24 protein-coding genes are annotated in these 25,689 nt (G+C 59.8%); 13 read left to right on the top strand and 11 right to left on the bottom strand.

All coding sequences use genetic code 11. The annotated features are described in order from the left end of the window. Nucleotides 1–50: 50 nt before the first annotated feature. The gene (gene earP / locus ACA071_RS22045) at nt 51–1,193 is read left to right on the top strand and encodes an elongation factor P maturation arginine rhamnosyltransferase EarP (protein WP_497641092.1); all 1,143 of its coding nucleotides are present in this window, start codon (nt 51–53) and stop codon (nt 1,191–1,193) included. A 48-nt stretch (nt 1,194–1,241) separates the two neighbouring features. Continuing rightward, nucleotides 1,242–1,811 carry an elongation factor P gene (locus tag ACA071_RS22040; protein WP_007943632.1) on the top strand — a complete coding sequence of 190 codons (570 nt, stop codon included), beginning with the start codon at nt 1,242–1,244 and terminating at the stop codon, nt 1,809–1,811. A 173-nt stretch (nt 1,812–1,984) separates the two neighbouring features. Here ACA071_RS22040 and ACA071_RS22035 read toward each other — a convergent pair whose 3' ends face one another. The 3 genes from ACA071_RS22035 to ACA071_RS22025 all read right to left on the bottom strand — a co-directional run bounded on the left by ACA071_RS22035 (nt 1,985) and on the right by ACA071_RS22025 (nt 4,229). After that, nucleotides 1,985–2,404, bottom strand: a complete 420-nt coding sequence (locus ACA071_RS22035) for an organic hydroperoxide resistance protein (protein WP_133838258.1) — start codon at nt 2,402–2,404, stop codon at nt 1,985–1,987. Nucleotides 2,405–2,741: 337 nt separating this feature from the next. Further along, entirely contained in the window at nt 2,742–3,203 is a 462-nt protein-coding gene (locus ACA071_RS22030) for a MarR family winged helix-turn-helix transcriptional regulator (RefSeq protein WP_497641091.1), read from the bottom strand. A gap of 69 nt (nt 3,204–3,272) precedes the next feature. Next, complete coding sequence (locus ACA071_RS22025) at nt 3,273–4,229, bottom strand: LysR family transcriptional regulator (RefSeq protein WP_497641090.1); 957 nt, start codon at nt 4,227–4,229, stop codon at nt 3,273–3,275. Between the two features lie 111 nt (nt 4,230–4,340). Here ACA071_RS22025 and ACA071_RS22020 point away from each other — a divergent pair, with 111 nt between their 5' ends. Then, on the top strand, nt 4,341–5,090 hold the full coding sequence (locus ACA071_RS22020; RefSeq protein ID WP_497641089.1) for a sulfite exporter TauE/SafE family protein: 750 nt from the start codon (nt 4,341–4,343) through the stop codon (nt 5,088–5,090). Here ACA071_RS22020 and ACA071_RS22015 read toward each other — a convergent pair. Further along, a complete protein-coding gene (locus ACA071_RS22015) occupies nt 5,080–5,934 on the bottom strand; it encodes a LysR substrate-binding domain-containing protein (RefSeq protein WP_497641088.1) in 855 nt (284 codons plus the stop codon). The genes ACA071_RS22020 and ACA071_RS22015 overlap by 11 nt on opposite strands. A gap of 96 nt (nt 5,935–6,030) precedes the next feature. Here ACA071_RS22015 and ACA071_RS22010 point away from each other — a divergent pair, with 96 nt between their 5' ends. Continuing rightward, entirely contained in the window at nt 6,031–6,246 is a 216-nt protein-coding gene (locus ACA071_RS22010) for a DUF1127 domain-containing protein (RefSeq protein ID WP_201191694.1), read from the top strand. A gap of 64 nt (nt 6,247–6,310) precedes the next feature. Then, nucleotides 6,311–7,534, top strand: a complete 1,224-nt coding sequence (locus tag ACA071_RS22005) for a winged helix-turn-helix domain-containing protein (RefSeq protein ID WP_497641087.1) — start codon at nt 6,311–6,313, stop codon at nt 7,532–7,534. A 122-nt stretch (nt 7,535–7,656) separates the two neighbouring features. On the opposite strand, the gene ACA071_RS22000 is transcribed toward ACA071_RS22005, so the two are convergent. Then, nucleotides 7,657–9,003 carry a class II 3-deoxy-7-phosphoheptulonate synthase gene (locus tag ACA071_RS22000; protein WP_497641086.1) on the bottom strand — a complete coding sequence of 449 codons (1,347 nt, stop codon included), beginning with the start codon at nt 9,001–9,003 and terminating at the stop codon, nt 7,657–7,659. Between the two features lie 162 nt (nt 9,004–9,165). On the opposite strand from ACA071_RS22000, the gene ACA071_RS21995 reads away from it, so the two are divergent. Continuing rightward, on the top strand, nt 9,166–9,921 hold the full coding sequence (locus ACA071_RS21995; protein ID WP_497641085.1) for a spermidine synthase: 756 nt from the start codon (nt 9,166–9,168) through the stop codon (nt 9,919–9,921). A gap of 107 nt (nt 9,922–10,028) precedes the next feature. On the opposite strand, the gene ACA071_RS21990 is transcribed toward ACA071_RS21995, so the two are convergent. After that, complete coding sequence (locus ACA071_RS21990; RefSeq protein WP_497641084.1) at nt 10,029–10,820, bottom strand: crotonase/enoyl-CoA hydratase family protein; 792 nt, start codon at nt 10,818–10,820, stop codon at nt 10,029–10,031. 421 nt (nt 10,821–11,241) lie between these two features. Between ACA071_RS21990 and ACA071_RS21985 the strand changes: the two genes are divergently transcribed. Then, entirely contained in the window at nt 11,242–12,915 is a 1,674-nt protein-coding gene (locus ACA071_RS21985; RefSeq protein ID WP_497641083.1) for a DEAD/DEAH box helicase, read from the top strand. Nucleotides 12,916–13,100: 185 nt separating this feature from the next. On the opposite strand, the gene ACA071_RS21980 is transcribed toward ACA071_RS21985, so the two are convergent. Beyond that, complete coding sequence (locus ACA071_RS21980; RefSeq protein ID WP_497641082.1) at nt 13,101–13,868, bottom strand: DODA-type extradiol aromatic ring-opening family dioxygenase; 768 nt, start codon at nt 13,866–13,868, stop codon at nt 13,101–13,103. Between the two features lie 103 nt (nt 13,869–13,971). Between ACA071_RS21980 and ACA071_RS21975 the strand changes: the two genes are divergently transcribed. Beyond that, the gene (locus ACA071_RS21975; RefSeq protein ID WP_497641081.1) at nt 13,972–14,625 is read left to right on the top strand and encodes a thiopurine S-methyltransferase; all 654 of its coding nucleotides are present in this window, start codon (nt 13,972–13,974) and stop codon (nt 14,623–14,625) included. A 136-nt stretch (nt 14,626–14,761) separates the two neighbouring features. On the opposite strand, the gene htpX is transcribed toward ACA071_RS21975, so the two are convergent. Continuing rightward, nucleotides 14,762–15,649 (bottom strand): protease HtpX, encoded by an 888-nt coding sequence (gene htpX, locus ACA071_RS21970; RefSeq protein WP_109633611.1) that lies wholly within the window; start codon nt 15,647–15,649, stop codon nt 14,762–14,764. A 316-nt stretch (nt 15,650–15,965) separates the two neighbouring features. Then, nucleotides 15,966–17,177 carry a pyridoxal phosphate-dependent aminotransferase gene (locus ACA071_RS21965; RefSeq protein WP_054052048.1) on the bottom strand — a complete coding sequence of 404 codons (1,212 nt, stop codon included), beginning with the start codon at nt 17,175–17,177 and terminating at the stop codon, nt 15,966–15,968. A gap of 226 nt (nt 17,178–17,403) precedes the next feature. Between ACA071_RS21965 and msrB the strand changes: the two genes are divergently transcribed. From msrB to ACA071_RS21950, 3 genes are all read left to right on the top strand, one after another. Further along, nucleotides 17,404–17,799 (top strand): peptide-methionine (R)-S-oxide reductase MsrB, encoded by a 396-nt coding sequence (gene msrB / locus ACA071_RS21960; RefSeq protein WP_010461282.1) that lies wholly within the window; start codon nt 17,404–17,406, stop codon nt 17,797–17,799. A gap of 156 nt (nt 17,800–17,955) precedes the next feature. Beyond that, nucleotides 17,956–18,441 (top strand): glutathione peroxidase, encoded by a 486-nt coding sequence (locus ACA071_RS21955; RefSeq protein WP_497641080.1) that lies wholly within the window; start codon nt 17,956–17,958, stop codon nt 18,439–18,441. After that, the gene (locus ACA071_RS21950; RefSeq protein ID WP_497641079.1) at nt 18,438–18,899 is read left to right on the top strand and encodes a MarR family winged helix-turn-helix transcriptional regulator; all 462 of its coding nucleotides are present in this window, start codon (nt 18,438–18,440) and stop codon (nt 18,897–18,899) included. The genes ACA071_RS21955 and ACA071_RS21950 overlap by 4 nt, the downstream gene beginning before the upstream one ends. Here ACA071_RS21950 and ACA071_RS21945 read toward each other — a convergent pair. Next, nucleotides 18,883–21,204, bottom strand: coding sequence for a hybrid sensor histidine kinase/response regulator (locus tag ACA071_RS21945; RefSeq protein WP_497641078.1), 2,322 nt, complete (start codon nt 21,202–21,204; stop codon nt 18,883–18,885). The genes ACA071_RS21950 and ACA071_RS21945 overlap by 17 nt on opposite strands. Before the next feature lie 166 nt (nt 21,205–21,370). Here ACA071_RS21945 and ACA071_RS21940 point away from each other — a divergent pair, with 166 nt between their 5' ends. Continuing rightward, nucleotides 21,371–22,261: an ATP-binding protein gene (locus ACA071_RS21940; protein ID WP_497641077.1), complete on the top strand. Its 891-nt coding sequence runs from the start codon at nt 21,371–21,373 to the stop codon at nt 22,259–22,261. Next, nucleotides 22,258–22,740, top strand: coding sequence for a GAF domain-containing protein (locus ACA071_RS21935; RefSeq protein WP_497641076.1), 483 nt, complete (start codon nt 22,258–22,260; stop codon nt 22,738–22,740). Before ACA071_RS21940 ends, ACA071_RS21935 begins: the two co-directional genes overlap by 4 nt. On the opposite strand, the gene ACA071_RS21930 is transcribed toward ACA071_RS21935, so the two are convergent. Then, complete coding sequence (locus ACA071_RS21930; RefSeq protein WP_497641075.1) at nt 22,741–25,689, bottom strand: HD domain-containing phosphohydrolase; 2,949 nt, start codon at nt 25,687–25,689, stop codon at nt 22,741–22,743.

Genomic DNA, 25,689 nt, shown 5'->3' with positions numbered 1-25,689 from the left:
ACGGGGTAATTTATGCGGACAATCGGTGCCTTTGCCAACGGAAGCCTGGAATGCCTGAACTGAAAGCCCGCTGGGATATTTTTTGCACCGTAGTCGATAACTTTGGCGACATCGGCGTGACCTGGCGTCTGGCCCGGCAACTGGTGGTCGAGCATTCGGTGGCCGTGCGCTTGTGGGTCGATGATCTGCGGGCCTTCGAACGCCTATGCCCGGAGATCGACATCCATGCTGCACAGCAATGGCAGCAAGGTGTCGAAGTGTGTCACTGGGCGGCCGAATGGCAACCCATTGCTGCCGCCGACGTGGTGATCGCCGCGTTCGCCTGCCAGCTGCCCGGCGCCTACATGGAAGCCATGGCCGAGCGAGAAAAGCCGCCGTTGTGGATGAACCTCGATTACCTGAGCGCCGAGGACTGGGTCATCGGTTGCCACGGGTTGCCGTCGGTGAAGTACAAAAAAGTGCAGAAGTACTTCTTCTTCCCGGGATTTCAGAAGGGCACCGGTGGCTTGCTGCGAGAGCGCGGATTGCTGGAGCGGCGTCGGCAGTTTCAGCAAAGCCCCGAGGCCCAGCGAGAATTCCTGCAGGGTTTGGGGATCAATCGTGCACCCGCTGCGCAATTGATCTCGCTGTTTGCCTACGAAAACACGGGGTTGGCAAGTTGGCTTGACGCCATGGCCGCCGATTCGACGCCTACGCATCTGCTGGTGCCGGAAGGGCGGATTCTCGCAGACGTCGAGCGCTGGCTCGCGGTGAATGATCTGGCGCCCGGAGCGTTGCATGTGCGCGATGCCCTGACCCTTCAGGTGCTGCCGTTCATCCGACAGGATCAATACGATCACCTGCTCTGGTGCTGCGACTTCAACGCAGTGCGCGGCGAAGACTCCTTTGTCCGGGCCCAATGGGCAGGGCGGCCGCTGCTGTGGCACATCTACCAGCAGGACGAAGACATCCACCTCGACAAGCTCGAAGCGTTCCTCGCCCTCTATACAAAAGGCCTGTCGGCACCCGCCAGCGAGGCGATCAGCGGTCTTTGGCGGGCCTGGAATGCCGGCGACAGAATGACCGACCACTGGCAGTCCACCCGTAAACACTGGCCAGAGCTGGAAAAACACGCCGAAACGTGGTGTCTGGAACAAGCCTTGCAGGCGGATCTTGCCGCGGCGCTGGTACAGTTTTATGTAAATTGGATATGATACGCGGCCTAGATTTTTGTAAATCCCATCCAAATTCGGATATTCGCAATGAAAACTGGTAAAGAACTGAAACCCGGTACCGTGATCCGTCTCGAAAACGATCCTTGGCTGGTTCAGAAAGCTGAATTCACCAAGTCCGGTCGTAACAGCGCGATCATGAAGACCAAGCTGAAGAACCTGCTGACCGGTTACAAGACCGAGATCGTTTACAGCGCTGACGACAAACTGGACGACGTAATCCTCGACCGCAAAGAAGCGACCCTGTCCTTCATCAGCGGCGACACCTACACGTTCATGGACACCACCGACTACACCATGTACGAGCTGAACGCTGAAGACATCGAAGCCGTTCTGCCTTTCGTTGAAGAAGGCATGACCGATGTTTGCGAAGCGATCTTCTTCGAAGAGCGTCTGGTTTCCGTAGAACTGCCGACGACTATCGTGCGTCAGGTTGACTACACCGAAGGTTCCGCTCGCGGCGACACTTCCGGCAAGGTGATGAAGCCTGCCAAACTGAAGAACGGTACCGAACTGTCGGTTGCTGACTTCATCGAAATCGGCGACATGATCGAGATCGATACCCGCGAAGGCGGTTCCTACAAAGGCCGTGCTAAATAAGCACAGCTCGAGGAATGAAAAAGCCCGACCATTGAGTCGGGCTTTTTTGTGCCTTGGATTTCAAGATCAAAAGCTCGCAGCCTCGTTTCACTCGACAGCTCCTACGCAGGGAAAAATCAAAATCCTTGTAGGAGCTGTCGAGTGAAACGAGGCTGCGAGCTTTTGCCCGGACGTTAAACGGTCACGTGCAAACGCACTTCGACATTGCCACGGGTGGCGTTGGAGTACGGGCAGACCTGGTGAGCCGCATCGACCAGAGTTTGTGCATCCGCTTGTTCAAGACCTGGCAGGCTGATGTGCAGGTCGATGTCTAGGCCGAAACCACCAGGGATCTGACCGATGCCGACATGGGCAGTGATCGACGCATCGTTCGGGATGGTGCGTTTGGTCTGGCTGGCGACGAACTTCAGTGCGCCGATAAAGCAGGCGGAGTAGCCGGCTGCAAACAGTTGCTCGGGGTTGGTCGCTGCGCCGCCAGCACCGCCGAGTTCTTTCGGGGTGGCGAGTTTGACGTCGAGGATGTTGTCGCTGGAAACCGCACGACCGTCGCGGCCACCGGTGGAAGTTGCGATTGCGGTGTAGAGAGTTTGCATGGTGTGAGCCTCATTCGGGTTTGTATTTTTGCGCTAAATGTTTGCGCGCTAAGTAAGTGCGAGATGAATGTATCGCGCGAATATTTAGCGCGCAAGATAAATTTTTGAAAAAGTTTGAGAAAGGGAGACGAGCGGGTGGTTGATGGATGTGGAGGCTATTGATTTAGAGCGGTTTGCTCAGGATTTTCAGGAGGGAATTTTTTTTGAAGGGAGCCACAAAACAAATGTGGGAGCGAGCCTGCTCGCGAAAGCGGTGTGCCAGTCAACAACAATGCCGAATGTCATATCGCTTTCGCGAGCAGGCTCGCTCCCACAGGGGACTGATGTTGGTTTTGGGCTAGAGGCTGTCTTGCAGGTGGCTACGCAGCTCTTGAAGATCATTTTGCAGCTTCTTCAACTGCTCAATCGTCCGCCCACTGGCGCCAAGGATGCACTGCGGAATGTCCCGGGCCTTGTCCCGCAAGGCGCGGCCCTGTTCGGTCAATTCGACGATCACCACCCGTTCATCTTCACGACTGCGGGTCCGGCTCAGCAAGCCTTCAACTTCCAGGCGCTTGAGCAATGGCGTCAACGAGCCAGGATCGGTTAGCAGTCGTGTGCTGATTTCGCCTACGGTCAAACCATCCCGTTCCCACAACACCATCATCGCCAGGTATTGCGGATAGGTCAGGCCCAGCGCTTGCAGCAGCGGCTTGTAAACCTTGGTCATCAGCAGCGAAGTGGAGTGCAGGGCGAAGCAGACCTGGTTGTCCAGCAGCAGGTGGTCGCAGGTGTCCGGGGTGTTGCGTTCGGTGGTCATGTCAAAGCCTTGATCAGTGATCGTCATGAATCTAGCGGGCGAATCTTTAATGCGCCAGATAATTATGACTCAGTGGCCGGCCAGATTGCCTTGCAGGGCCAGATCCCACGGCGCAATCGGACTGAAGCGAGTTTTCAGATATTCCAGCAACAAACGACTGCGGGAACTGGCCTGCTGTTCCAGACGCAAGGCGTAGATGCCTGCGGTTTCCGGTTTTGGCAGGCCGTTTTCGCAGAACAACGGTAGCAGTTCACCGCGCAACAGGTATTCGCTGGCCAGCCAGGTCGGCAAGTGCGCGATACCCAGCCCGGCCAGTGCGCCACAGACCAGCGCTTCGGCATTGTTGGCGCTCATGCGGATGTGCGCGGGGCGGTGCAACTGCATGCGCCCATCCCGCTCGAAACGCCAGGCGAAGGGCGGGGCGAGACCGTCCCAGTCGAGGCCATCGTGTTCAATCAACTGCGCCGGATTGGTCGGCACGCCTCGGCGCTTCAAATAATCGGGGCTGGCGCAGGCGATGCGTACCATGTTTGCCAGCGGCGTGGCCACCAGCCGGGTATCTTCCATCTGTCCGGCACGCAGCACCAGGTCGACCTTGCCCAGATTCAAACCCTGCATGTCGACAAAGCTGTCGATCAGGTGCAGTTGCACGTCGAGACCGGGGTACAACATCAGAAAATCGGCAATGACCGGCGCCAGATGTCGCCGGCCGAATGCTGCTGGCGCGTCCACCCGAATCAAGCCTTCGGGGGCACTGCTGAGGGACACCGCTTCCGCCCGTGCCAGGCGCAACTCGGTAACGATCCGCCGCGCCCGCTCGGCAAACGCCAAACCAGCCGGCGTCGCCCGCACCGCGTGGGTACTGCGCAGGAATAACTGGCTGCCGACCGCACTCTCCAGGCTGTCGATGCGCCGTGCCACCGCCGAAGGCGTCAGCGGATGGCGCCGGGACGCGGCGGAAAAGCTTCCGGTTTCGAGCACATCGAGGAACAGCCCGAGTTGGTCGGTCAGTTGGTTGGGGTTCATGGTTTTTACCAGCGCTTGTGCGGAATCGGCACAGCCATTGTGCGTTGCTGTGCGTTTCCCCGCTAGGGCCGACTGCGTAGGATGAAACGCCTGACAAGAGGGAATGAGCCTGTGCTTGAGTTTTTTCTGTATCTGATCTTTGGCGCTGCCTTGGGCACCCTGGGTGGTTTGTTTGGCATCGGCGGTGGCCTGATTGCCATTCCGCTGCTCGGCGTGTTGTGCGGTCTCGATCAACAGATCGCCCAAGGCACGGCGTTGGTGATGGTAGTGCCGAATGTGATGCTGGCGCTGTGGCGCTATCACCAGCGTAATCGCATCGAGTTGCGCCACGCATTGCCGCTGGCTTCCATGGGATTCTGCTTTGCCTGGATCGGTTCGATCTGGGCCGTGGGCATCGATGCGCAAACCATGCGTGTGGGATTTGTCGCGTTCCTGGTAGCGCTGTCGACTTACAACCTGGTGCGAATGTTTACCGCCAACGCGCCGGCATCTTCGCAGATGCATTATTCATGGCCGTGGCTGGGCGTGCTCGGCGCCGCGTCCGGGACCATGGGCGGATTGTTTGGCGTGGGCGGGGCGGTGGTGGCGACGCCGGTGCTGACCAGCCTGTTCGGCACCTCGCAAGTGGTCGCGCAAGGTTTATCGCTGGCCCTGGCGTTGCCGAGCACCGGCGTTACCCTGGTGACGTACGCGGTGCATCATCAGGTGAACTGGATGATCGGCCTGCCCTTGGCGGTCGGTGGTCTGATGAGCATCAGTTGGGGCGTGAAGATCGCCCACGCGATGCCGGAACGGCTGCTGCGCGGGCTGTTCTGCGGCTTCCTGGTGTTCTGTGCGGTGATGCTCGCCCTTAAAGTTTGAAGCCTTCGACGATGTGCTCGGCCAGGCATTCGGTGATCGGCGACGGATTGTGCAGGTTGCGCACCAGCATGATGCTGGCCTCCGGCAGTAACGGCAGGTCTTCGGCGGCACCGAGGATGCGCATGTCCGGGGTGATCAGGCTTTCCAGTTGCGCGGTCACCGCCAAGCCGGCGCTGACCACGGCCATCAACGCCGACAGGCTCGAACTGTTGTAGGCGATGCGGTAATCGCGGCCCATCGCGTCAAGGGCGTTGCAGGCCCACAACCGGCAGAAACAATCACTGTTGAACATCGCCAGGGGCAACGGTGTTTGCTCGTGGGCGCTGAAACATTGCGCTTCGGCCCAGACAAAACGCTCCTTGCGCAGTAACTGGCCAATCTCGGTGCCAGGCTCGCGGGTGACGATCGACAGGTCCAGGTCCTGGCGCTGCAACAGCTGCTTGGTCGATTCGCAGTGCACTTCGATCTGGATCAGCGGGTAGAATTTGGCGAAACGCGAGAGGATCCCCGGCAAAAAACGCATCACGTAATCATCCGGCGTACCGATGCGCACCGTGCCGACCATGTGCGGCTCGCGCAGGGTATTGAAGACTTCGCTGTGCAGTTTGAGAATGCGCCGCGCATAGCCGAGCAACACCTGGCCTTCGGCGGTCAACTTGACCTGGCGCCCGTCGCGTTCGAACAGCTGGCGCTGCAACACGTCTTCTTCCAGGCGTTTCATCTGCATGCTCACCGCCGATTGCGTGCGGTTGACCATTTCGCCGGCGCGGGTGAAACCGCCCAGGTCGGCGATGGCGACAAAAGTGCGCAGTACATCGGTATCGATACTGGGGAACGCCGACATTCATCAATCTCCGAGATGCATACCATCAGAAACATTCGTTGGATTGATCTTAGCTCCGGGGCGAGACTTGAGCCATCCCTAAAGGAGGGCGACATGATGAAAGGTCAACACGAGCAAGTAACGGCAGAAAAATTCTCAATCCACGCGGTTTCCGATTTGCTGCACAAGTTTAGTCGCTGGTACGAACTTCACCGCGAACGTGAGCTATTGGCGAGTTTGAGCGATGAAGCGCTGAAGGACATCGGTGTCAGTCGTGCGGACGTCGAGCACGAATCGATCCGGCCGTTCTGGGACGATCCGATGCATAAATGATGAGGCCATTGCTACACAAACCCCTCTCTGGTGAGGTAGGTTGCGAGCAGACAAGGAGATGCTCATGCCCGCAACGCTGTCCTTTTCCATCAAACAGGCTCGACGTCTGGCACTGGCTGCCCAAGGGTTCAACGGGCGCCAGCCGCCAGCGGCGATCAAACCGGTCCAGCTCAATCGGTTGATTGAACGGCTGGGCATTTTGCAGATCGATTCGGTCAATGCGTTGGTGCGTTCGCACTACCTTCCCTTGTTTTCTCGTCTTGGCAATTACTCATCCGACCTTCTCGACCAGGCTGCCTGGAGTCAGGGGCGGCGGCGCACGTTGTTCGAATATTGGGGCCATGAGGCGTCGTTATTGCCGTTATCCATGTACCCCTTGATGCGCTGGCGCATGTTGCGTGCGACTCGTGGCGAAGACATCTATCAGCAATTGGCGCGGTTTGGTCGTGAGCAACAGGACACGATTCGCCGGGTGCTGGGTTCCGTTCAGGAATTGGGCGCGCTGGGCGCTGGAAGTTTATCGACCCGTCAGGAACGGGCTGGCCCATGGTGGGACTGGAGCGCCGAAAAGCATGCGCTGGAATGGCTGTTTGCCGCCGGTGAAGTGACGGTCGCTGGCCGACGCGGGTTTGAACGGCTTTACGATTTGCCGGAGCGGGTAATTCCTTCAGCGATTTTGCAGCAGCCTTTGCTTACTGAAACCGAAGCCCTGCGCGGCCTGTTGCTGCACGCCGCGAACGCATTGGGTGTGGCGACGGAAAAGGACTTGCGGGACTATTTTCGCCTGAGCCCTGGTGATGCCCGGCCGCGCTTGGCGGAACTGGTGGAGGCGGGTGAGTTGTTGGCTTGCGAAGTCGAGGGCTGGCGCCAACCGGCCTATTGCCTGCCCGAGCCCAAGGTACCGCGCAAGGTCGAGGCCAGTGCCTTGCTGTCACCCTTCGATTCGCTGATCTGGGAACGCAGCCGCACCGAGCGGTTGTTTGATTTCCGTTATCGGCTGGAGATTTACACGCCGCAGGACAAACGGGTCTACGGCTATTACGTGCTGCCGTTTTTGCACAACGAACGGATTGCCGCGCGGGTGGATTTGCGCGCTGAACGGGCGTTGGGCCGGTTGGCGGTGCACGCCGTGCATGAGGAAGAGCCGGGGCTGGATGAGGCGGGGATGCTGGCGTTGGCGGTTAATTTGCGGCGGATGGCGGATTGGTTGGGGCTTGAGCAGGTGCAGTTGAATTGTCAGCGGGTGAGTGCGGGGCGGTTGCGGGAGGCATTGGCCCGGATTGAGTAAACGGGCCTTAACCTGATCGTTCCCACGCTCTGCGTGGGAATGCCTCCAGGGACGCTCCGCGTCCAGTGACGCGGAGCGTCACGGGCTGCATTCCCACGCAGAGCGTGGGAACGATCACTGACTCAGCGTCGAACCTGCTTCAGGGTTTCGGCAATCAAAAACGCCAATTCCAGCGACTGATCAGCATTCATCCGCGGATCGCAATGGGTGTGGTAACGGTCCGACAACCCGTCTTCAGTAATCGGCCGAGCCCCACCAATGCATTCGGTCACATTCTGCCCGGTCATTTCGATGTGGATACCACCGGCATACGTGCCTTCTGCCTCGTGCACCTGGAAGAACTGCTTCACCTCGCCGAGGATCTGCGCGAAGTCGCGGGTCTTGTAGCCGCTGCTAGCCTTGATGGTGTTGCCGTGCATCGGGTCGGAACTCCACAGCACTTTCTTGCCTTCCCGCTCAACGGCGCGAATCAGCTGCGGCAGGTGATCGCCAACCTTGTTTGCGCCCATTCGCGCGATCAGGTTCAAGCGGCCTGGATCGTTGTCCGGGTTGAGCACGTCGATCAGACGAATCAGGTCGTCGGGATTCATGCTCGGGCCGACCTTCACGCCGATCGGATTGTTCACCCCGCGCAGGAACTCGACATGCGCGCCGTCGAGCTGACGGGTGCGGTCGCCGATCCACAGCATGTGGGCAGAGCAGTCGTAGTAATCGTTGGTCAGGCTGTCGCGACGCACGAAGGCTTCTTCGTAGTTCAGCAGCAGCGCTTCGTGGGCGGTGAAGAAACTGGTTTCGCGCAGTTGCGGCGAGGTGTCCATGCCGCAGGCGCGCATGAAGGCCAGGGTTTCATCGATGCGGTCGGCCAAGTGGCTATATTTCTCGGCCAGGGCCGAGTTGGCGATGAAGTCCAGGTTCCACTTGTGCACTTGATGCAGGTCGGCAAAACCACCCTGGGCGAAGGCGCGCAGCAGGTTCAGGGTCGCGGTGGACTGGTGATAGGACTGCAGCAGGCGTTCCGGGTCCGGCACGCGGCTTTTTTCGTCGAAGCCGATGCCGTTGACGATGTCGCCACGGTAGGCGGGCAATGTCACGCCGTCGATGGTTTCGTCGTTGGCTGAACGCGGTTTGGCAAACTGGCCGGCCATGCGCCCGACTTTGACCACTGGGCAACCGGCGGCGAAGGTCATGACGATCGCCATTTGCAGCAGCACTTTAAAGGTGTCGCGGATTTTCGCGGCGGAGAACTCGGCGAAGCTTTCGGCGCAGTCGCCGCCCTGCAACAGAAACGCGCGGCCCTGGGTCACTTCGGCGAACTGACGGCGCAATTCCCGGGCTTCACCGGCAAACACCAGCGGCGGATAGCTGGCCAGGGTTTGCTCGACGTGCAGCAAATGTGCGGCGTCGGGGTAGCGGGGTTGTTGCTGGATCGGCAAGGCACGCCAGCTGTCAGGGCTCCAGGGTTGGCTCATCACGGTCTCTAGTGTTTACGCACGGGCGCTTATGTTATCAGCAATTAGTGCGTGACCTGTTCCCGTCGCTTCGCGGACAATCGCGCCTTTGCCGCTTCATGTTGCGGCTTGTCGCGTTGCTGTTTGGCCAGGTTGCTGGCCCGGTGACGATCAGGAGACGAAATGACTGAGGAGCGCGTCGAGCATTTGCTCGCCGAGGTACAAGATGAGTTCGGCGTGATTCGCGTGCTGGAAGTGGCCGATTACCGTTTTCTCGAATTCGGTGATGCCATCGAGCAAAGCTGCGTGTTCACCGCCGACCCGAGCTGGCTGGAGTACGACTACACCCGCGCCATGCTGATCGGTGCGTTGTGCCATGAACAGCCGGAAAGCGCGCTGTTCCTGGGGCTTGGTGCCGGCACGCTGACCCAGGCCTGCCTCAAGTTCCTGCCGCTGGAAGACGTCGAAGCCATCGAACTGCGCCCCGATGTACCACGCTTGGCCATCGAATACCTGGGGCTGGATGATGATCCTCGGTTGTATATCCGGGTCGGCGATGCCTTGGAGTTGCTGGAGACGGCGGAACCGGCGGACCTGATTTTCGTCGACCTCTATACCGATGTCGGGCCGGGCGTCGGGCATCTGGCCTGGAGCTTTCTGGGAAACTGTCAGAAACGCCTGAGTCCGGGTGGCTGGCTGGTGATCAATCAGTGGGCCACCGATGACGGCAAACCGCTGGGCGCGGCGATGTTTCGCGGGCTCTATCACCGGCATTACTGGGAGCTGCCGGTGAAGGAGGGCAATGTGATTTTGATCGTGCCGTCGGAGCTGGATCAGGAACTGGACAGGGATGGTTTGATCGCCCGGGCCGAAGAACTGGCGCCACGGTTGGGGTATTCGTTGTTGTCGTTGATCAAGGCGATTCGACCGGCGACATAATTCGGCGTCTGCGCGGGCCTCTTCGCGGGCAAGCCTCGCTCCTACAAGGGTTACGCGCAACCTGTAGGAGCGACGCTTGCCCGCGAAGACATTATTCGTCTCAAACTTCAAAGCCCTTTGAAAACGCCCGGCCGCTTCTCGATCATCGACCGCACACCCTCCTTGGCGTCCTCACTGTTAAGCAACTTCTTCACCACCGCCGGCAACCCCTGCGCCGCCGCGGTTTCGCCTTCATAAAGCGCCTGCCTGGCCGACATCAACGTTGCCTGAACACCCAGCGGCGCCTGCCGGGCAATGCGCTCCGCCAATTCAATCGCCCTTGGCAGCAAATCCTCACTGGCCATGACCTCCTGCACCAACCCAAGGCGCAACGCGTCATGAGCATCGAATTCATCGCCGGTCAGCAGCCAGCGCATGGCGTTGCCCCAACCGGCCACTTGATGCAGCCGCAACGTGGCGCCGCCGAACGGGAAAATCCCGCGCTGCACTTCCATCTGGGCGAAACGGGTGTTGCTGGCGCAGAGGTTGATGTCGGCGGCCAGCATCAGCTCGATGCCAATGGTTAGGCAATAACCTTGCGCGGCGACAATCACCGGTTTGCTGACCCTCGGCCCGGCGAACACGCCCCACGGATCACAGCCACCGGTCGGAGCCTGCCAGCCTTCGGCGAGGGCGGAACTGGCATTGATCAGGTCGAGCCCGGCGGTGAAATGCTCGCCGTGACCGAATACCACCGCCACTCGCGCCTCGCTGTCTGCTTCGAATTCGCCATAGGCCAGGCTCAGTTCGTTGAGCAGATCTAGGTCGAAGGCGTTGCGTTTGGCGACCCGGTCCAGGCCAAGTAACAAGACATGACCGCGCCGTTCGCGGCTGACACGACTGGAAACAGGCTGATTCATGAGGTATTTCCTCGGGCGGGAAGGGGGTGCCAGACCGAAGGTCCGGGTCACCAGGGTGAACCGTTTTAGCGCCATCGCCAGCAGGGCCGGGCCTTTGAAAAATAGACCGTTGCACGATTATCCGCAAAGCCTGTGACACAACGGTGTATACGTCAGTTTTCCGACAAATAATGCTCCCTTTTTGGGCGAATTCCGGTATAGTGCGCGCCGGCCTTTAACCGGGCCGCGTTTAGGTAGCGCAATTCCCCGAAGTCAGCTTCGGCTGCACGTCCGCACAGCGGACTCTTCCTTGACGAATCTTTTTCATTCATTCGTTTTCGCAAATCCCCGCCGACAAAGCAGCCAGGGCGACTCTTGAGTCTTACACGGCATGCGCAGCTTTGGAGCATGGGTCTTTGCGGATGCACTTAGAGGCAGACCCATGACCCAGGAAACCGGCGGCTTCGCCGCTTTTAATCTTAATCCGAATATTCTTGCAGCCGTCATCGCGACTGGCTACGAAGAGCCTTCGGCTATTCAGCAGCAATCGATCCCGATCATCATGGCCGGCCACGACATGATTGGCCAGGCGCAAACCGGTACCGGTAAAACCGCCGCGTTCGCTCTGCCAATCCTGCATCGCATCGATCCTGCTAAGCGCGAGCCGCAAGCCCTGATCCTGGCGCCAACCCGTGAGTTGGCGCTGCAAGTAGCAACCGCTTTCGAAACCTACGCCAAGCAAATGCCGGGCGTTACCGTTGTGGCCGTTTACGGCGGCGCCCCTATGGGCCCACAACTGAAAGCAATCCGTAATGGCGCACAGATCGTTGTCGCCACTCCGGGTCGTCTGTGCGACCACCTGCGTCGTGACGAAAAAGTCCTGTCTACCGTGAACCACCTGGTTCTCGACGAAGCGGACGAAATGCTCAAACTGGGTTTCATGGACGACCTCGAAGTTATCTTCAAGGCTCTGCCGCCAACCCGTCAGACCGTATTGTTCTCGGCGACCCTGCCGCAGTCGATCCGTGCCATTGCCGAGCGTCACCTGCGTGATCCGCAGCACGTGAAGATCCAGACCAAGACTCAGACCGTTACCGCGATCGAACAGGCTCACCTGTTGGTTCACGCTGACCAGAAGACCTCGGCTGTATTGAGCCTGCTGGAAGTCGAAGACTTCGACGCCCTGATCATGTTCGTGCGCACCAAGCAAGCGACCCTGGACCTGGCCAGTGCCCTGGAAGCCAAAGGCTACAAAGCCGCTGCGCTGAACGGTGACATTGCTCAGAACCAACGTGAGCGCGTGATCGAATCCCTCAAGGATGGCCGTCTGGACATCGTTGTGGCGACTGACGTTGCTGCTCGTGGCCTGGACGTTCCGCGCATCACTCACGTGTTCAACGTTGATATGCCGTACGACCCGGAATCCTACGTTCACCGTATCGGCCGTACTGGCCGTGCCGGTCGCGAAGGTCGTGCACTGCTGCTGGTGACTCCACGTGAGCGCCGCATGCTGCAAGTGATCGAGCGTGTAACTGGTCAAAAGGTTGCTGAAGTTCGCCTGCCGGACGCTCAAGCTGTTCTCGATGCCCGCATCAAGAAACTGACCAACAGCCTGTCGCCGCTGGTCGCTGATGCCGAATCGACTCATGGCGAATTGCTTGATCGCCTGACCGCTGACATCGGTTGCACCCCGCGTGCCTTGGCCGCTGCGCTGCTGCGCAAGGCCACCAACGCTCAGGCGCTGACCCTGGCTGCGATCGAGAAAGAACGTCCACTGGTGCCGAACAACGCACCGCGTGGCGATCGTCCAGAGCGTACCGGTGATCGTCCGGACCGTGGTGATCGTGAGCGTCGTGCTCCGGTTGCATTGGCCGAAGGTCGTGCTCGTTGCCGTACTGCGCTGGGTGCGCGTGACGGTATCGCCGCCAAGAACCTGCTGGGCGCCATCCTCAACGAAGGTGGTCTGGCTCGCGAAGCAATCGGTCGCATCCAGGTGCGTGACAGCTTCAGCCTCGTCGAACTGCCGGAAGATGGTCTGGAAAAACTCCTGACCAAACTGAAGGACACTCGCGTTGCTGGCAAGCAGTTGAAGCTGCGTCGCTACCGCGAAGATTAATCCGCTCTCGGGCTGATTGATCGAACATAAAAAATCCCCGACTGGTTCGGGGATTTTTTTTGCCTGCTGTTTGATTGATTGTTCCCACGCTCGGCGTGGGAATGCCTCAACGGACGCTCTGCGTCCTCTGTTGGGACGCGGAGCGACCCGGGCTGCATTCCCACGCGGAGCGTGGGAACGATCAATTACCCGAAGCGGTAAATATCCATGCCTAGCGCCCCCATGGTGAACCCCTGGTGCGCAATCCCGAACTCACCCCCAGCCCCACGAGCAAAGTACAACGGCAGCAAGTGCTCATCGCTCGGATGGTTGCGCGCTGCATTCGGCGCCTGCTGGCGATAATCGTGCAGTGCGGTTTCATCGTTGGCGGCGAGTTTTTCAATCATCCAGTCACGGAATGCCTTGGCCCACGGCTCAACGCTTTCCGGGCCGGCATGCCAGTCCAGTTCGCGCAGATTGTGGGTGATGCTGCCGGAACCGATCAACAGCACACCGTGCTCGCGCAGGCTGGCCAGCGCATGGCCGACACGGGTTTGCAGGGCCGGGCCGCCACGGGTTGGCAGTGAGACTTGCACCACCGGAATGTCGGCCTGCGGGTACATCAATGACAACGGCACCCAGACCCCGTGATCGAATGGGCGCTTGGCGTCGATGCGCGTTGGCAGGTCATTCGCCTTGAGCAGCTCGACAACCTCAGCCGCCAGTTGCGGATTGCCCGGCGCCGGGTATTGCACCTCGAACAAAGCCTTCGGGAAACCGCCGAAGTCGTGCCAGGTTTCAGGCTGTGGGTTGCCGCTGACCAGCAACTCGTTGCTTTCCCAGTGCGCCGATACAATCACTATCGCCTCGGGCTTCGGCATTTCCGCCGCGAGGCTCGCCAGGGCCGGACCGCTGGCGCCCGGTTCCAGTGCCAACATGGGCGAACCATGGGATATGTAGAGGCTGGGGAACATGAAAGAGCTCCTGAGGGGTAAGATGGCGTCATCTTCAGTCAGATCATTGATCTAAATCTAATATAAGTTTTAGGGTCTTTTGATCGAATTTTCGGGATTAATTATGCAGCCGGAGTTTTGGCACAAGCGGTGGACGTCGAATCAGATCGGCTTTCACCTGCCGGAAGTGAATCCATATCTGCAACGGTACTGGCCGCAATTGGGCCTGGAAGAAGGCGCGCGGGTACTGGTGCCGTTATGTGGGAAAAGCCTGGACCTGCTGTGGCTGGCCAAATGCGGTCATGAGGTATTGGGCGTCGAGTTGTCGGAAAAAGCCGTGGAGGACTTTTTCCACGAACATCAATTTGACCCGGACGTCAGCGATCAAGGACCATTCACGGTCTATCGTGCCGGTTCGATCGAGATCTGGTGTGGTGATTTCTTCGCATTGACCGCCGGCGATGTCGCCGATTGCAGCGCGCTGTACGACCGCGCGGCGCTGATCGCCTTGCCACCGAAGATGCGTGAGCAATACGCCGAGCACCTGAAGCGGATTCTGCCGAAGGATTCTTTGGGGCTGTTAATTACCCTGGATTACGACCAGGCACAAAAGGACGGGCCGCCGTTTGCCGTGCTGGATGACGAAGTGCAGCGGTTGTTCGGGGCAAGCTGGGAACTGAAGATTCTGGAAGACCAGGACATTCTGGGTGAGAGCTGGAAGTTTGTCGAAAGCGGTGTTACTCGGCTTGAAGAGCGGGTGTATCGCTTGATGAGCTGATTCAAAAGCAAAGATCGCAGGCTTCACCAGCGCCCACAGGCGCGCAGGAGCTGCCGAAGGCTGCGATCTTTTGATCTTCAAAACACAAAAAAGGGGCGATCAATTGATCGCCCCTTCGTGTTTCTGCGCAGGGCTATCAGCCCCGACGACGCAACGCGTCAATACGCTCTTCCAGCGGCGGGTGGCTCATGAACATGCGGGCGAACCCCTGCTTGATGCCACCGTTGATGCCGAATGCGTTCAGGGTGTCCGGCATGTGCACCGGCAGCCCTTGTTCTGCCCGCAGGCGCTGCAGAGCACCGATCATCGCGCTGGTACCGGCCAATCGTGCGCCGGCTTCGTCGGCACGGAATTCGCGTTTGCGCGAGAACCACATGACGATCGAGCTGGCGAGGATACCCAGCACCAGTTCGGCGACGATGGTTGCCACGTAGTAGGCGATGCCCTGGCCTTCTTCGTTCTTGAAGATCACCTTGTCGACAAAGTTGCCGATGATCCGCGCGAAGAACATCACGAAGGTGTTCACCACGCCCTGGATCAGCGCCAGGGTGACCATGTCGCCATTGGCGACGTGACCGATCTCGTGGGCCAGCACGGCTTTGACTTCATCCGGCGAGAACCGCTCGAGCAGGCCCTGGCTGACCGCGACCAGCGCGTCGTTCTTGTTCCAGCCGGTGGCGAAGGCGTTGGCCTCGTAGGCCGGGAAAATCCCGACTTCGGGCATCTTGATCCCGGCTTCGCGAGACAGTTGCTCCACCGTTTGCAGCAGCCATTGCTCGTGACGGGTGCGCGGCTGGCTGATGATTTGGGTGCTGGTGCTCATCTTCGCCATCCATTTAGAGATGAACAGCGAGAACAGGGAACCGGCGAAACCAAAGACCGCACAGAAAATCAGCAGCTGATTGAGGTTGAGATCAACCCCGTTGGCCGCCATGAACCCGTTGAAGCCAAAAAGGCTCAGGGTGATGCTGGCAATCAGCACGACCGCCAGGTTAGTGGCCAAAAACAGCAGGATGCGCATCATGGTTGTAGAAATCTCCTCATGCTAAAGATGTAGCGTACTGCGGGGTATATAAGGTGCTGCACCGTGCTATTCAACCGAGTGACTATTTCAAACTGTGTCCTACAGCAACAGTTTAGCCGCGTGCAGGGCATTTCCGACGTTGATGCAGGAAGGGTTTGTCAGTCGATAGACTACGCTGCCCCCGTCTTTGTTAGACGCGAGCACGAAACCGGTCAGCAGGCGGTGATGACGGCAAGGAGGTGCGGCAGGGCGCAGAGATGTGTTGCTGAATCAATCACCGTGCGACCCGGACCCGCGCCGCACGGTGTCCGTCAGCTTATTGGCGGTAAGTTTTGAGGAAGTTGCCGATCCGGCCAATGGCCTGATCCAGTTCGTCGACCCGGGGCAGGGTAACCACGCGGAAGTGATCCGGCCATGGCCAGTTGAAGGCTGTGCCTTGCACTACCAGCAGCTTCTCGGACAGCAGCAGGTCGAGCACGAACTTCTCGTCGTTGTGAATCGGGCACACTTTCGGGTCGATGCGCGGGAAGGCATACAGCGCCCCCATCGGCTTGACGCAACTCACGCCCGGAATGTCGTTGAGCAGTTCCCAGGTGCGGTTGCGCTGTTCCAGCAGACGACCCTGCGGCAGCACCAGGTCATTGATGCTCTGGTAGCCGCCGAGTGCGGTCTGGATCGCGTGCTGGCTCGGCACGTTGGCACACAGGCGCATGTTGGCCAGCATGTCGATACCTTCGATGTAGCTCTGGGCGTGGTGTTTCGGGCCGGAAATGGCGATCCAGCCGGAACGGAAACCGGCCACGCGGTAGGACTTGGACAGACCGTTAAAGGTCAGGCACAGCAAGTCTGGCGCCAGGGACGCGGTGCAGATGTGCACGGCGTCGTCGTAGAGGATCTTGTCGTAGATCTCGTCGGAGAACACCACCAGGTTGTGCGAGCGGGCCAGTTCGAGCATGCCCAGCAACACTTCCTTCGAATACACAGCACCGGTCGGGTTGTTCGGGTTGATGATCACCAAGGCCTTGGTGTTCGGAGTGATCTTGGCCTTGATGTCGGCCAGGTCCGGGAACCAGTCGGCACCCTCATCGCACAGGTAATGCACCGGATTGCCGCCGGCCAGGCTCACCGCGGCGGTCCACAGCGGATAGTCGGGGGCCGGCACCAGCACTTCGTCGCCGTTGTTGAGCAGGGCCTGCATCGACATCACGATCAGCTCGGAAACGCCGTTACCCAGGTAGATATCTTCGATGCCGACGCCTTCGACCTGCTTCTGCTGGTAGTACTGCATCACAGCCTTGCGCGCGCTGAACAGGCCTTTGGAATCGCTGTAGCCCTGGGCGGTCGGCAGGTTGCGGATCACGTCCTGGAGGATTTCATCCGGCGCTTCGAAACCAAAGGGCGCCGGGTTGCCGATGTTCAGCTTGAGGATGCGATGGCCTTCCTCTTCCAGGCGTTTGGCGTGCTTGAGCACTGGGCCGCGAATGTCGTAGCAGACGTTGGCGAGCTTGTTCGATTTGCTGACCTGCATGGCGATGTGTTCCCGAAAATGAACGATCCAGGCGGCGTATGCACAACCGTACTGGGAATCCTGCGTATTCACACAGGCCTGACGCCTTCCGATGGCGACACTCATAATCCGTTTGAATGCGCGGGGTCTGGCTGCCAGACTGGCGTTTGACGAGGCGCAATCATACGTGCCGCCCGATCCGTGGAAAAGGTACAGATCGGGCTTTTTCAGCTGCTGAGGTGTGACGATGGAAAAGTTGGATAAAACCCTGGAAGAATGGAAGGCGATGCTCGATCCGGAGCAGTACAACGTTTGCCGCCTCAAGGGCACCGAACGGCCGTTCTCCGGCAAGTACAACGACACCAAGACCGACGGCGTTTACCACTGCATCTGCTGCAATGAGCCGTTGTTCGACTCCAAGACCAAGTTTGATTCCGGTTGCGGCTGGCCGAGCTTCTACGCGCCGATCGGCGACAGTGCGATGGTCGAGATCCGTGACGTCAGCCACGGCATGATCCGCACCGAAGTGGTCTGCGCCAAATGCGATGCACACCTGGGGCACGTGTTCCCGGATGGCCCGCCACCGACCGGCCTGCGTTACTGCATCAACTCGGTGTGTCTGGACCTCGTTCCCCGCGAATAACCCGGTCCTACCGGTGCACCCGTAGGAGCAGCCTTCGGCACCTCCTACGGGTATGTGGATTGTCGTGAGTCAATCGGGTGTATTGATTTATTAAATTGCACACAATTCAATTGCTCGCTATGTTCAGTGCTTCTTCCTTCATCTGGAGCCCGAACCATGAGCGACAACCTGCTGAACATCCCGGTTACCACCATCAAGGGTGAACAAAAAACCCTGTCCGATTTCGCCGGCAAAGCTGTGCTGGTGGTCAACACCGCCAGCAAATGCGGCTTCACCCCGCAGTACAAAGGCCTTGAAGAACTGTGGCAGACCTACAAGGACCAAGGCCTGGTGGTGCTCGGTTTTCCCTGCAATCAGTTCGGCAAGCAAGAGCCTGGCAATGAAGGGGCGATCTCCGAGTTCTGCGAGTTGAACTACGGGGTCAGCTTCCCGCTGTTCAAAAAGATCGACGTCAACGGTTCCGACGCCCATCCGCTGTTCGTTCAACTGAAAAAACGCGCACCGGGCGTTCTGGGCTCCCAAGGCATCAAGTGGAACTTCACCAAGTTCCTGATCGGCAAGGATGGCCAATTGGTCAAGCGCTTCGCCCCGGCGACCAAGCCGCAGGATTTGAGCGCCGAGATCGAAGCTCTGCTGAAATGAACAGCGTGTCCGCCGATTCGCTGAAGCTCGACAGCCAGCTCTGTTTCAAGCTGTATGCCGCTTCCCGGGCGGTGATTCGTGGCTACAAGCCGATGCTCGATCAGCTTGGCCTGACCTACCCGCAATACCTGGCGATGCTGGTGTTGTGGGAATGGCAGGAAGCGGCCCCGGAGCAGCCGACCGTCAAGGCCCTGGGCGAACGCCTGGCGCTGGACTCCGGCACGCTCACGCCGTTGCTCAAGCGTCTTGAGCAACTGCAACTGGTCCAGCGCCAGCGTTCGGCGCGGGATGAGCGTGAGGTGCACCTGAGTCTGACGCCAGCAGGGCTTGCCTTGCGTGAGCAGGTCGGGCCGCTCAAGGCGCGCCTGCTGTGCGACAGCGGCGTTGACCTCAATCGCTTGAACGAACTGCGCGATGGCCTCGATCAGCTGTTGGGGCAGATCAAAGCGTTGTCGTAGTCGGTATCCACAAGTCGAGCAGGGCGGCCAGTTCCTCTCGGCGAAAGGGTTTGGCCAGGTAGTCGCTCATGCCTGCTGCACGGCAGCGCTCGCGTTCTTCGGACATGGCATTGGCGGTCAGGGCGACGATGGGCAGTTGCGGCCAACGCCCGCTGCGGCGGATGTGCCGACTGGCCTCGTAGCCGTCCATCACCGGCATATTGCAGTCCATCAGCACCAGGTCGAACTCACTCAGCTCCAGTTGATCCAGGGCTTCTGCGCCATGGGCGGCGACAATTACTTCGCAGCCGAGTTTGCCGAGCATGCCCTTGGCCACCAATTGATTGACCGGGTTGTCCTCCACCAGCAACACCCGGCCGCGGCGTTGCGGGGTGAGGGCTTCGGGCCGACCGTCGTTGACGGTGGTGGTGTCCGGTTGCAGGATCCGGCGCAGCGTCTGATACAGCGCGTTGCGGGCCAATGGCCGCGCCTGTTGCTGCAAAGGTGCCAGGGCGGCGGCTTCTTCGCTGGGCATGAAACTGCCATAAGCCGTCACCAGCAGGATCGGCGCCGTCAGTGTGGGCCGTAGGCCGAACAGGCATTCCGGGCAGTCGGTAATCAGCACATCGGGTTCCAGGCCGAGCATCGAGTCTTCGATGGAGCGCTGCTGATAGTCGAGTCCCCATAGAGGCAGCAAGCCTTTCAACAGTTCCGCCAGGCCACTGCTGGCCGCTGTAATCGCGATGACCTTGCCTTGCAGCGGTTGGGGTGCAATGGCGCGGGTGTGGCTGGGCAATGGCAGGTCAGCGCAGAACTGGCTGCCGAACCCGGCTTCGGAACTGATCGTCAGGCGTCCTTGCATGGCTTCGCAGAGGTTAAACGTCAGGGCCAGCCCCAGCCCGGTGCCGCCGAATTGCCGGGTGATGCCGGCGCCGGCCTGGGTGAAAGGCTGGAAGATTTTCACCTGCGCGTCCTGGGCGATGCCGATGCCGGTGTCGCACACCTCGATGCGCACGCCATCCTCAAACGTTGAAAGACGCACATCGACCCGCCCGAAACGGGTGAACTTGAGTGCGTTGGACAACAGGTTGCTGACAATCTGCCGGACCCGGGTCGGGTCGCCCAGTACCAGGGCGGGAAACTGCGGATCGATCAGGCAGGCCAGTTCGACGCTGGGTGCGGCGTTCTGCGACAGCAGGTTGGCGGTGTCCTCGATCAGCGAGCCGAGGTCGAACGGAATGTGTTCAAGTTCCAATTGGCCGGCATCGAATTTCGACAAGTCGAGAATATCGTTGAGCAGCTCCACCAGTACCTTGCCCGAGTCATGGGCGATGGACAGCTGTTGCTGCTGCTCGGCGTTGAGCGGGCCGTCGAGGGAGAGCGCGATCATCCCCAGCAGGCCATTGAGCGGCGTGCGGATTTCGTGGCTCATGTTGGCGAGGAACGCCGAGCGCGCTTCGGCCATGTCCAGGGCCGTCCGGCGGGCGACTTCCAGTTCCTCGTTGGATTGGCTGAGCCGAGTGTTGATCGCCTTGAGTTCGGCGGTGCGCGCCGAGACGATGTTTTCCAGTTGCCCGAGGTAATCGGTCAGGCGGTTTTCGGCGTTGCGCCGTTGCTGGATTTCGGTGGCGATGTTTTCGAACTGTTGATTGGCAACCTTGACCAGCACACCGATTTCGTCGTTTTCATGCCCCGCCGGATATTCCAGCCACGTCGATTCGCCGCTGCGCGGATCGCGGCCACTGAGTTCGCGGATGACCCGCACCAGCGGCTTGGTCAGCATCACGTAAAACAGCGCCAGCAGGATCCCGGTCAGGATCAGGCTGCGGGCGAAACCGTTGAGCAGGGTCACTTCGGCCCGGCGCAGGAATCGGCTGCCGAAGGAGTAGGTGTCGACCTCCAGTTGCAAGGTGCCGAGGGATTCGTCGGGCAAGTGGTCGAGGAAGAGGCGGTCTTCGAACTGACGGTTGGCGCCGAACAGGAAGTCGCTGATCAGCCGATAACCGCTTTCCAGGCCCTGGCGTTTGACGCTGGCCAGCACCGTATTGTTGTTATCGGTCAATTGCGCGCTGATGATCGCCGGCGAACGCAACAGGCCCATGGTCAGTTCCTGGGCGAGTTCGGCGTCGATGTTGTAGGCAATACGTGAGGCCGGGTTGTGGCTGATTTCCAGCAAAGACAGTATTTCGCGGTTGATGGAGGCGTCTTCGCTGGCATAATCGATGCCTATTTGCACCAGACTGAGCAATGTGCCCAGTATGAAACCGACCAGCACAGTGAGCCGGGCTTGCTTGTATGACAGCCGGTGGGTGAACTTGATATCCATGGGGTGTTGAACCACTTCCGTTTCCCTTCGCTGCTCAAGCATAGTCGATCATGTATGTATCCCGATGTTCCCGCGTCCAGCCTTTGCAAGGTTGGGGCGGTTGTTGAACGCTGTGTTTAGTCGCTGTATCGCCATCATTACTGTGAAACGTGCCTGAGGAGAAGACGTGGATTCCCGATTGAATGCTTTTCTTGAACGCGCCGATGCCGTTCTGGCCCGTATCGAACCCCTGCTGCCGGCCCCTCGGCAAACCATCGACTGGACGCACTGCCTGGCCGCACGCTGGCAGCATGAGGGCCGCAGCGGTTTTCTGTTGCCGCTGCAAGTCAGCCTCGACACGCGTTTGACCGACCTGATCGGTGTCGACCGCCAGGTGGAGCAACTGGGGCGCAATACCCAACAATTCATCGACGGCATGCCGGCCAACCACGCGTTGCTCTGGGGCTCGCGTGGCACCGGCAAATCGTCGCTGGTCCGCGCGTTGCTGGCCGAACATCACGAGGCCGGGTTGCGCCTGATCGAGATCGAGCGTGATCACCTGGCGGACTTGCCGCGTATCGTTGAGCAGATCGCCAAGCTGCCCCAGCGTTTCGTGCTGTTCTGCGATGACCTGTCGTTCGAATCGGGTGAAGGCGATTACCGCGTGCTCAAGAGCGTGCTCGACGGTTCCCTCGAACAGGCGCCGGACAACGTCCTGCTGTACGCCACGTCCAACCGTCGCCACCTGGTGCCGGAAAAGGAAAGCGATAACGAAAACTGGAAGCGCGTAGACGGCGAACTGCATCCCAGCGAGGCGGTGGAAGACAAGATCGCGTTGTCGGATCGATTCGGGCTGTGGCTGTCGTTTTATCCGTTCACTCAAGAACACTTCCTTAATGTCGTTGAACACTGGATCGGGCAACTGGCCGACAAGGCCGGCCTGGCCTGGCAGCGCGACGAGGAACTCGACATTCTCGCCGTCCGTTGGGCGACCGGCCGGGGCAATCGCAATGGCCGCTGTGCCTATCAATTTGCGCGTTATTGGGTTGGGTTAAAGCTGTTGGAGCACAAGGCATGATCGATTTAAAACAAAGCGGCCAGGGCCTCGAAGGCTACGGCATGCTGTGGGCACAGTTGGAGTCGCTGCTGGCGGACGAGCGGGATTTCATCGCCAACGCCGCGCAGTTTTCCGCGTTTCTGTTCAACCAGCTCGATGACCTGAACTGGGCCGGTTTCTACCTCAATCGCAACGAAGAGCTGGTGCTGGGTCCATTCCAGGGCCAGATCGCCTGTGTGCGAATTCCGTTCGGCCGCGGCGTGTGCGGGGCGGCGGCAGCTACCTTGCAGACCCAGTTGGTTGAGGACGTGCACGCGTTCCCTGGCCATATTGCCTGCGACAGCGCCTCGAACAGCGAGCTGGTGGTGCCACTGGTCAAGGACGGCCGACTGATCGGCGTGCTGGATCTGGACAGCCCGAAACTGGCGCGTTTCACCGCCGACGACCAGGCCGGTATCGAACAGCTGGCCGCGATTTTCCTGCGCCTGACTGATTGCTGATCACACCCGCAAGCCTGCCTTGACCAGCAGGCTTGCCGGGTCCACTGCATCGATCTGTTTCGGGTCGAGGAATTGCTCGGCGTACTGCCGGTAAATCTGCTCGTTGATAAATAGCCCGAATAGCTCAGGGTCGATATGGGCGTCACGGCACATCGTCGCCATGATGCCCAGCGCTTCGCTCAAGGACTTGGCTTTCTTGTAGGGGCGATCGGCCGCGGTCAGCGCCTCGAAAATATCGGCAATGGCCATCATCCGCGCCGGCAGGCTCATGTCTTCGCGCTTCAACTGCTTGGGATAACCGGTGCCGTCCATTTTTTCGTGATGGCCGCCGGCGATTTCCGCGACGTTGTTGAGGTGGCCGGGGAAGGGCAGGTGGCTGAGCATCAGGATCGTCTGCACCATGTGATGATTGATGATGTAGCGCTCTTCGCGAGTCAGGGTGCCACGGGCAATGCTCAGGTTGTAGAGTTCGCCGCGATTGTATTTGTAGTGCGGCACCTCGAGCTTGAAGCCCCAGGGATTGTCTTCCGGGATCAGTTCGCCTTCGGCACGTTCCAGCAGATGCTCGGGCTTGTCCGCCAGCAGCGGTTCACTGACCGGCAGCGTCGGCACCGGCGTGCGGGTTTGGCGCCGATTCTCTTCCCAGGACACCCCCAGTCGGTCATCCAGGGTTCGGGTCCAGGTGCGTTGGGCGATCAGGTTCAGGCGCTGGAGATCGGCCTCGGCCATCGCCTCGCCGCCCAGATTGCAGCGGGCGATAAAAGCGAAGTCATCGTCCAGGCCGGCAAGGTTGGCGTTGCGCAATTCGGCCAGGTGCTGCTCGTCGCCACCCAGGGCGATGGCCTGCCAATAGTTGATCCAGGTATCACGCTTGAGCACTTCGAAACGGGTGCGGATTTCGTGGATTCGATCGTTCAGGGTTTCCAGTTTGGTGGCCTTGTCGACCACATATTCGGGCGTAGTGACCTTGCCGCAATCGTGGAGCCAGGCGGCGATGTGCAGGGCTTCCCATTCATCTTCGGTGGGATGGTAGCCGCTGAATGCCGGGGCCTGGCTGGCGGCGGCAGCCTGGGCAAGCATCAGCGTCAGCGCCGGCACACGCTGACAATGGCCACCGGTGTAAGGGCTTTTGGCATCGATCGCGCCGGCCAGCAATTGAATAAAGGCATCGAGCAGTTGTTTTTGCTTGGCCTGCAAACGCTGGCTTTCGATACTCACCGCTGCCGCGCCGGACACCGCTTGAAGAAACGCGATGCGATCCGGGCGAAGTTTTTCCAGATCGCTTTGACTGCCACTGTCGGCCAACAACAGAATCAGCAGGCCCACGGTTTCGTTATGTCGATTGCGCAGGCGAATGCCGATCAGGTGCACCCGTGGGCTCTCCATGGCAAGCAAGACCTTTTGCAAATCCCCCGCTTGTTCGTAACCCAGGTTGTCGACCACGTTGTCGGCATTCGCCAGTTGTTGTAACCACGCCGGGTTCTGCGAATTCTGCAATTCGTGGCCTCGGACGTCGAACGATGGCAAGGGTTGGGACGTGCCATTGATGACCAGACCCTGGGGCTCGATGCGATCGCCATCACTTTCGCGCAGGTAGATCAGGCCGGCCTGGGCCTGGGCGATTTTTACGGTTTCAAACAGCACCCGTTGCAGCAAGGGTGCGAAGCGGGTTTCGGCGCACAGGCTGTCGGTAATCTGGAAAAAACTCCCCAGCGTGTCCTTCATCCGCGCCATCGACACGCTCAACTGATCGACTTCCAGCACCGGCGAGCGGCGGGTGACGGGGAAGTTGAAATCGAAACTGCGAATGGCATCGGACTCCTTCACCAAGGCACGCAGCGGCTTGACCAGGATCCGCGACGTCAGCCAGCCCATTGGCAGGCAGAGCAGCAGCGTGGTCAGGGTAATCAATGCCCCTTGCCAGCGCATGCGGTAGGCGTCGACGAGCAATTCATCCTCGGGCACCAGCATTGCCATTTGCAAACCCTGGGGGCCGCCCTCCTGCATGTGGCTGCGGGCGACGATCCACTGACGGCCGGCGACGTCCAGGCGATTGCCCGCCGGTGGACTGGCGAGCAGGGCACCGAGCGCAGGACTCAGGTCCGCGGCTTTGCTCAGGCGGGCGGTCTGGTCGTCGATGATCAGTTTGCTGCTGTCCGGGTAAGCAATGGCATTGCCCTCAGCATCGAACAGGACGATGTCGGTGCTGGGAGTGACGACGTGTTTGGCCAGGGTCGCGGAGAGTTCGGCCAGGGTCAGGTCGGCGGCCATCACCGCGCCGTCGCCGCTGCGTCGGGCCAGGGTAGTGCCGACGTTATGGGTAGAGAAAAAAACGTACGGCTCGGTGGTGATCTGGTCCGCTTGCGCTCGAGCGTTGGTAAACCAGGCGCGGGTCCGTGGGTCATAGGTTTCGTCGGGCGTATCCTGGCGACTGATGAGGTTCAGGGCCTGATCGTAGAATAAGGATTGCGAGACGACCGGGTTGCCGCTGGCGGGGTGTTCGATGCTCCACACCTGGTAAGCCGCGGTGTCCGGGGCCTTGAGCAGCGCCTTCAACGCATCGGTGCGCAGCGGACGCACCATGAAGAAATCGCCATTGGCGTAGCCCAGGTACAGCGAGGCCAGGTTGGGGTTGTCCTTGAGCGATTGGCTGAACGGTTTGAGCAACGCCAGTCGTTGCTCAAGGTTCGGGGCCTGGGTGGCCGGCGTGTCGGCCAGCAGGCTCAGCAGATGGCGAATCGGTTCATAGGTGGCCTGCAGGTCCAGGCGTACATCCTGCTCGATACGGTTGAAGAGCTTTTCACTGCTCGAAAGAATGATCTGGGTGGTTTGCCGATAGTTGAAAATGCCCAGCACCACACCGGTCAGCAGCAACAGGAAGGTGAACATGACGCTGATATGCACGTGCAGTGGAAATCGGCGTGGATCCGGGCGCAGTGGGCTGGGCAT

It is taken from the genome of Pseudomonas sp. LBUM1646 (assembly GCF_059716165.1).
The sequence above is the reverse complement of the archived record's forward strand: the minus strand, read 5'-3'. Positions and strand labels throughout refer to the sequence as shown.

What these genes read in the sequence shown, in the direction of transcription:
- earP (WP_497641092.1), top strand. Translation starts at nt 51, where the DNA reads ATGCCTGAACTGAAAGCCCGCTGGGATATTTTTTGCACCGTAGTCGAT.
- ACA071_RS22040 (WP_007943632.1), top strand. Translation starts at nt 1,242, where the DNA reads ATGAAAACTGGTAAAGAACTGAAACCCGGTACCGTGATCCGTCTCGAA.
- ACA071_RS22035 (WP_133838258.1), bottom strand. Translation starts at nt 2,404, where the DNA reads ATGCAAACTCTCTACACCGCAATCGCAACTTCCACCGGTGGCCGCGAC.
- ACA071_RS22030 (WP_497641091.1), bottom strand. Translation starts at nt 3,203, where the DNA reads ATGACCACCGAACGCAACACCCCGGACACCTGCGACCACCTGCTGCTG.
- ACA071_RS22025 (WP_497641090.1), bottom strand. Translation starts at nt 4,229, where the DNA reads ATGAACCCCAACCAACTGACCGACCAACTCGGGCTGTTCCTCGATGTG.
- ACA071_RS22015 (WP_497641088.1), bottom strand. Translation starts at nt 5,934, where the DNA reads ATGTCGGCGTTCCCCAGTATCGATACCGATGTACTGCGCACTTTTGTC.
- ACA071_RS22010 (WP_201191694.1), top strand. Translation starts at nt 6,031, where the DNA reads ATGAAAGGTCAACACGAGCAAGTAACGGCAGAAAAATTCTCAATCCAC.
- ACA071_RS22005 (WP_497641087.1), top strand. Translation starts at nt 6,311, where the DNA reads ATGCCCGCAACGCTGTCCTTTTCCATCAAACAGGCTCGACGTCTGGCA.
- ACA071_RS22000 (WP_497641086.1), bottom strand. Translation starts at nt 9,003, where the DNA reads ATGAGCCAACCCTGGAGCCCTGACAGCTGGCGTGCCTTGCCGATCCAG.
- ACA071_RS21995 (WP_497641085.1), top strand. Translation starts at nt 9,166, where the DNA reads ATGACTGAGGAGCGCGTCGAGCATTTGCTCGCCGAGGTACAAGATGAG.
- ACA071_RS21990 (WP_497641084.1), bottom strand. Translation starts at nt 10,820, where the DNA reads ATGAATCAGCCTGTTTCCAGTCGTGTCAGCCGCGAACGGCGCGGTCAT.
- ACA071_RS21985 (WP_497641083.1), top strand. Translation starts at nt 11,242, where the DNA reads ATGACCCAGGAAACCGGCGGCTTCGCCGCTTTTAATCTTAATCCGAAT.
- ACA071_RS21980 (WP_497641082.1), bottom strand. Translation starts at nt 13,868, where the DNA reads ATGTTCCCCAGCCTCTACATATCCCATGGTTCGCCCATGTTGGCACTG.
- ACA071_RS21975 (WP_497641081.1), top strand. Translation starts at nt 13,972, where the DNA reads ATGCAGCCGGAGTTTTGGCACAAGCGGTGGACGTCGAATCAGATCGGC.
- htpX (WP_109633611.1), bottom strand. Translation starts at nt 15,649, where the DNA reads ATGATGCGCATCCTGCTGTTTTTGGCCACTAACCTGGCGGTCGTGCTG.
- ACA071_RS21965 (WP_054052048.1), bottom strand. Translation starts at nt 17,177, where the DNA reads ATGCAGGTCAGCAAATCGAACAAGCTCGCCAACGTCTGCTACGACATT.
- msrB (WP_010461282.1), top strand. Translation starts at nt 17,404, where the DNA reads ATGGAAAAGTTGGATAAAACCCTGGAAGAATGGAAGGCGATGCTCGAT.
- ACA071_RS21955 (WP_497641080.1), top strand. Translation starts at nt 17,956, where the DNA reads ATGAGCGACAACCTGCTGAACATCCCGGTTACCACCATCAAGGGTGAA.
- ACA071_RS21950 (WP_497641079.1), top strand. Translation starts at nt 18,438, where the DNA reads ATGAACAGCGTGTCCGCCGATTCGCTGAAGCTCGACAGCCAGCTCTGT.
- ACA071_RS21945 (WP_497641078.1), bottom strand. Translation starts at nt 21,204, where the DNA reads ATGGATATCAAGTTCACCCACCGGCTGTCATACAAGCAAGCCCGGCTC.
- ACA071_RS21935 (WP_497641076.1), top strand. Translation starts at nt 22,258, where the DNA reads ATGATCGATTTAAAACAAAGCGGCCAGGGCCTCGAAGGCTACGGCATG.
- ACA071_RS21930 (WP_497641075.1), bottom strand. Translation starts at nt 25,689, where the DNA reads ATGCCCAGCCCACTGCGCCCGGATCCACGCCGATTTCCACTGCACGTG.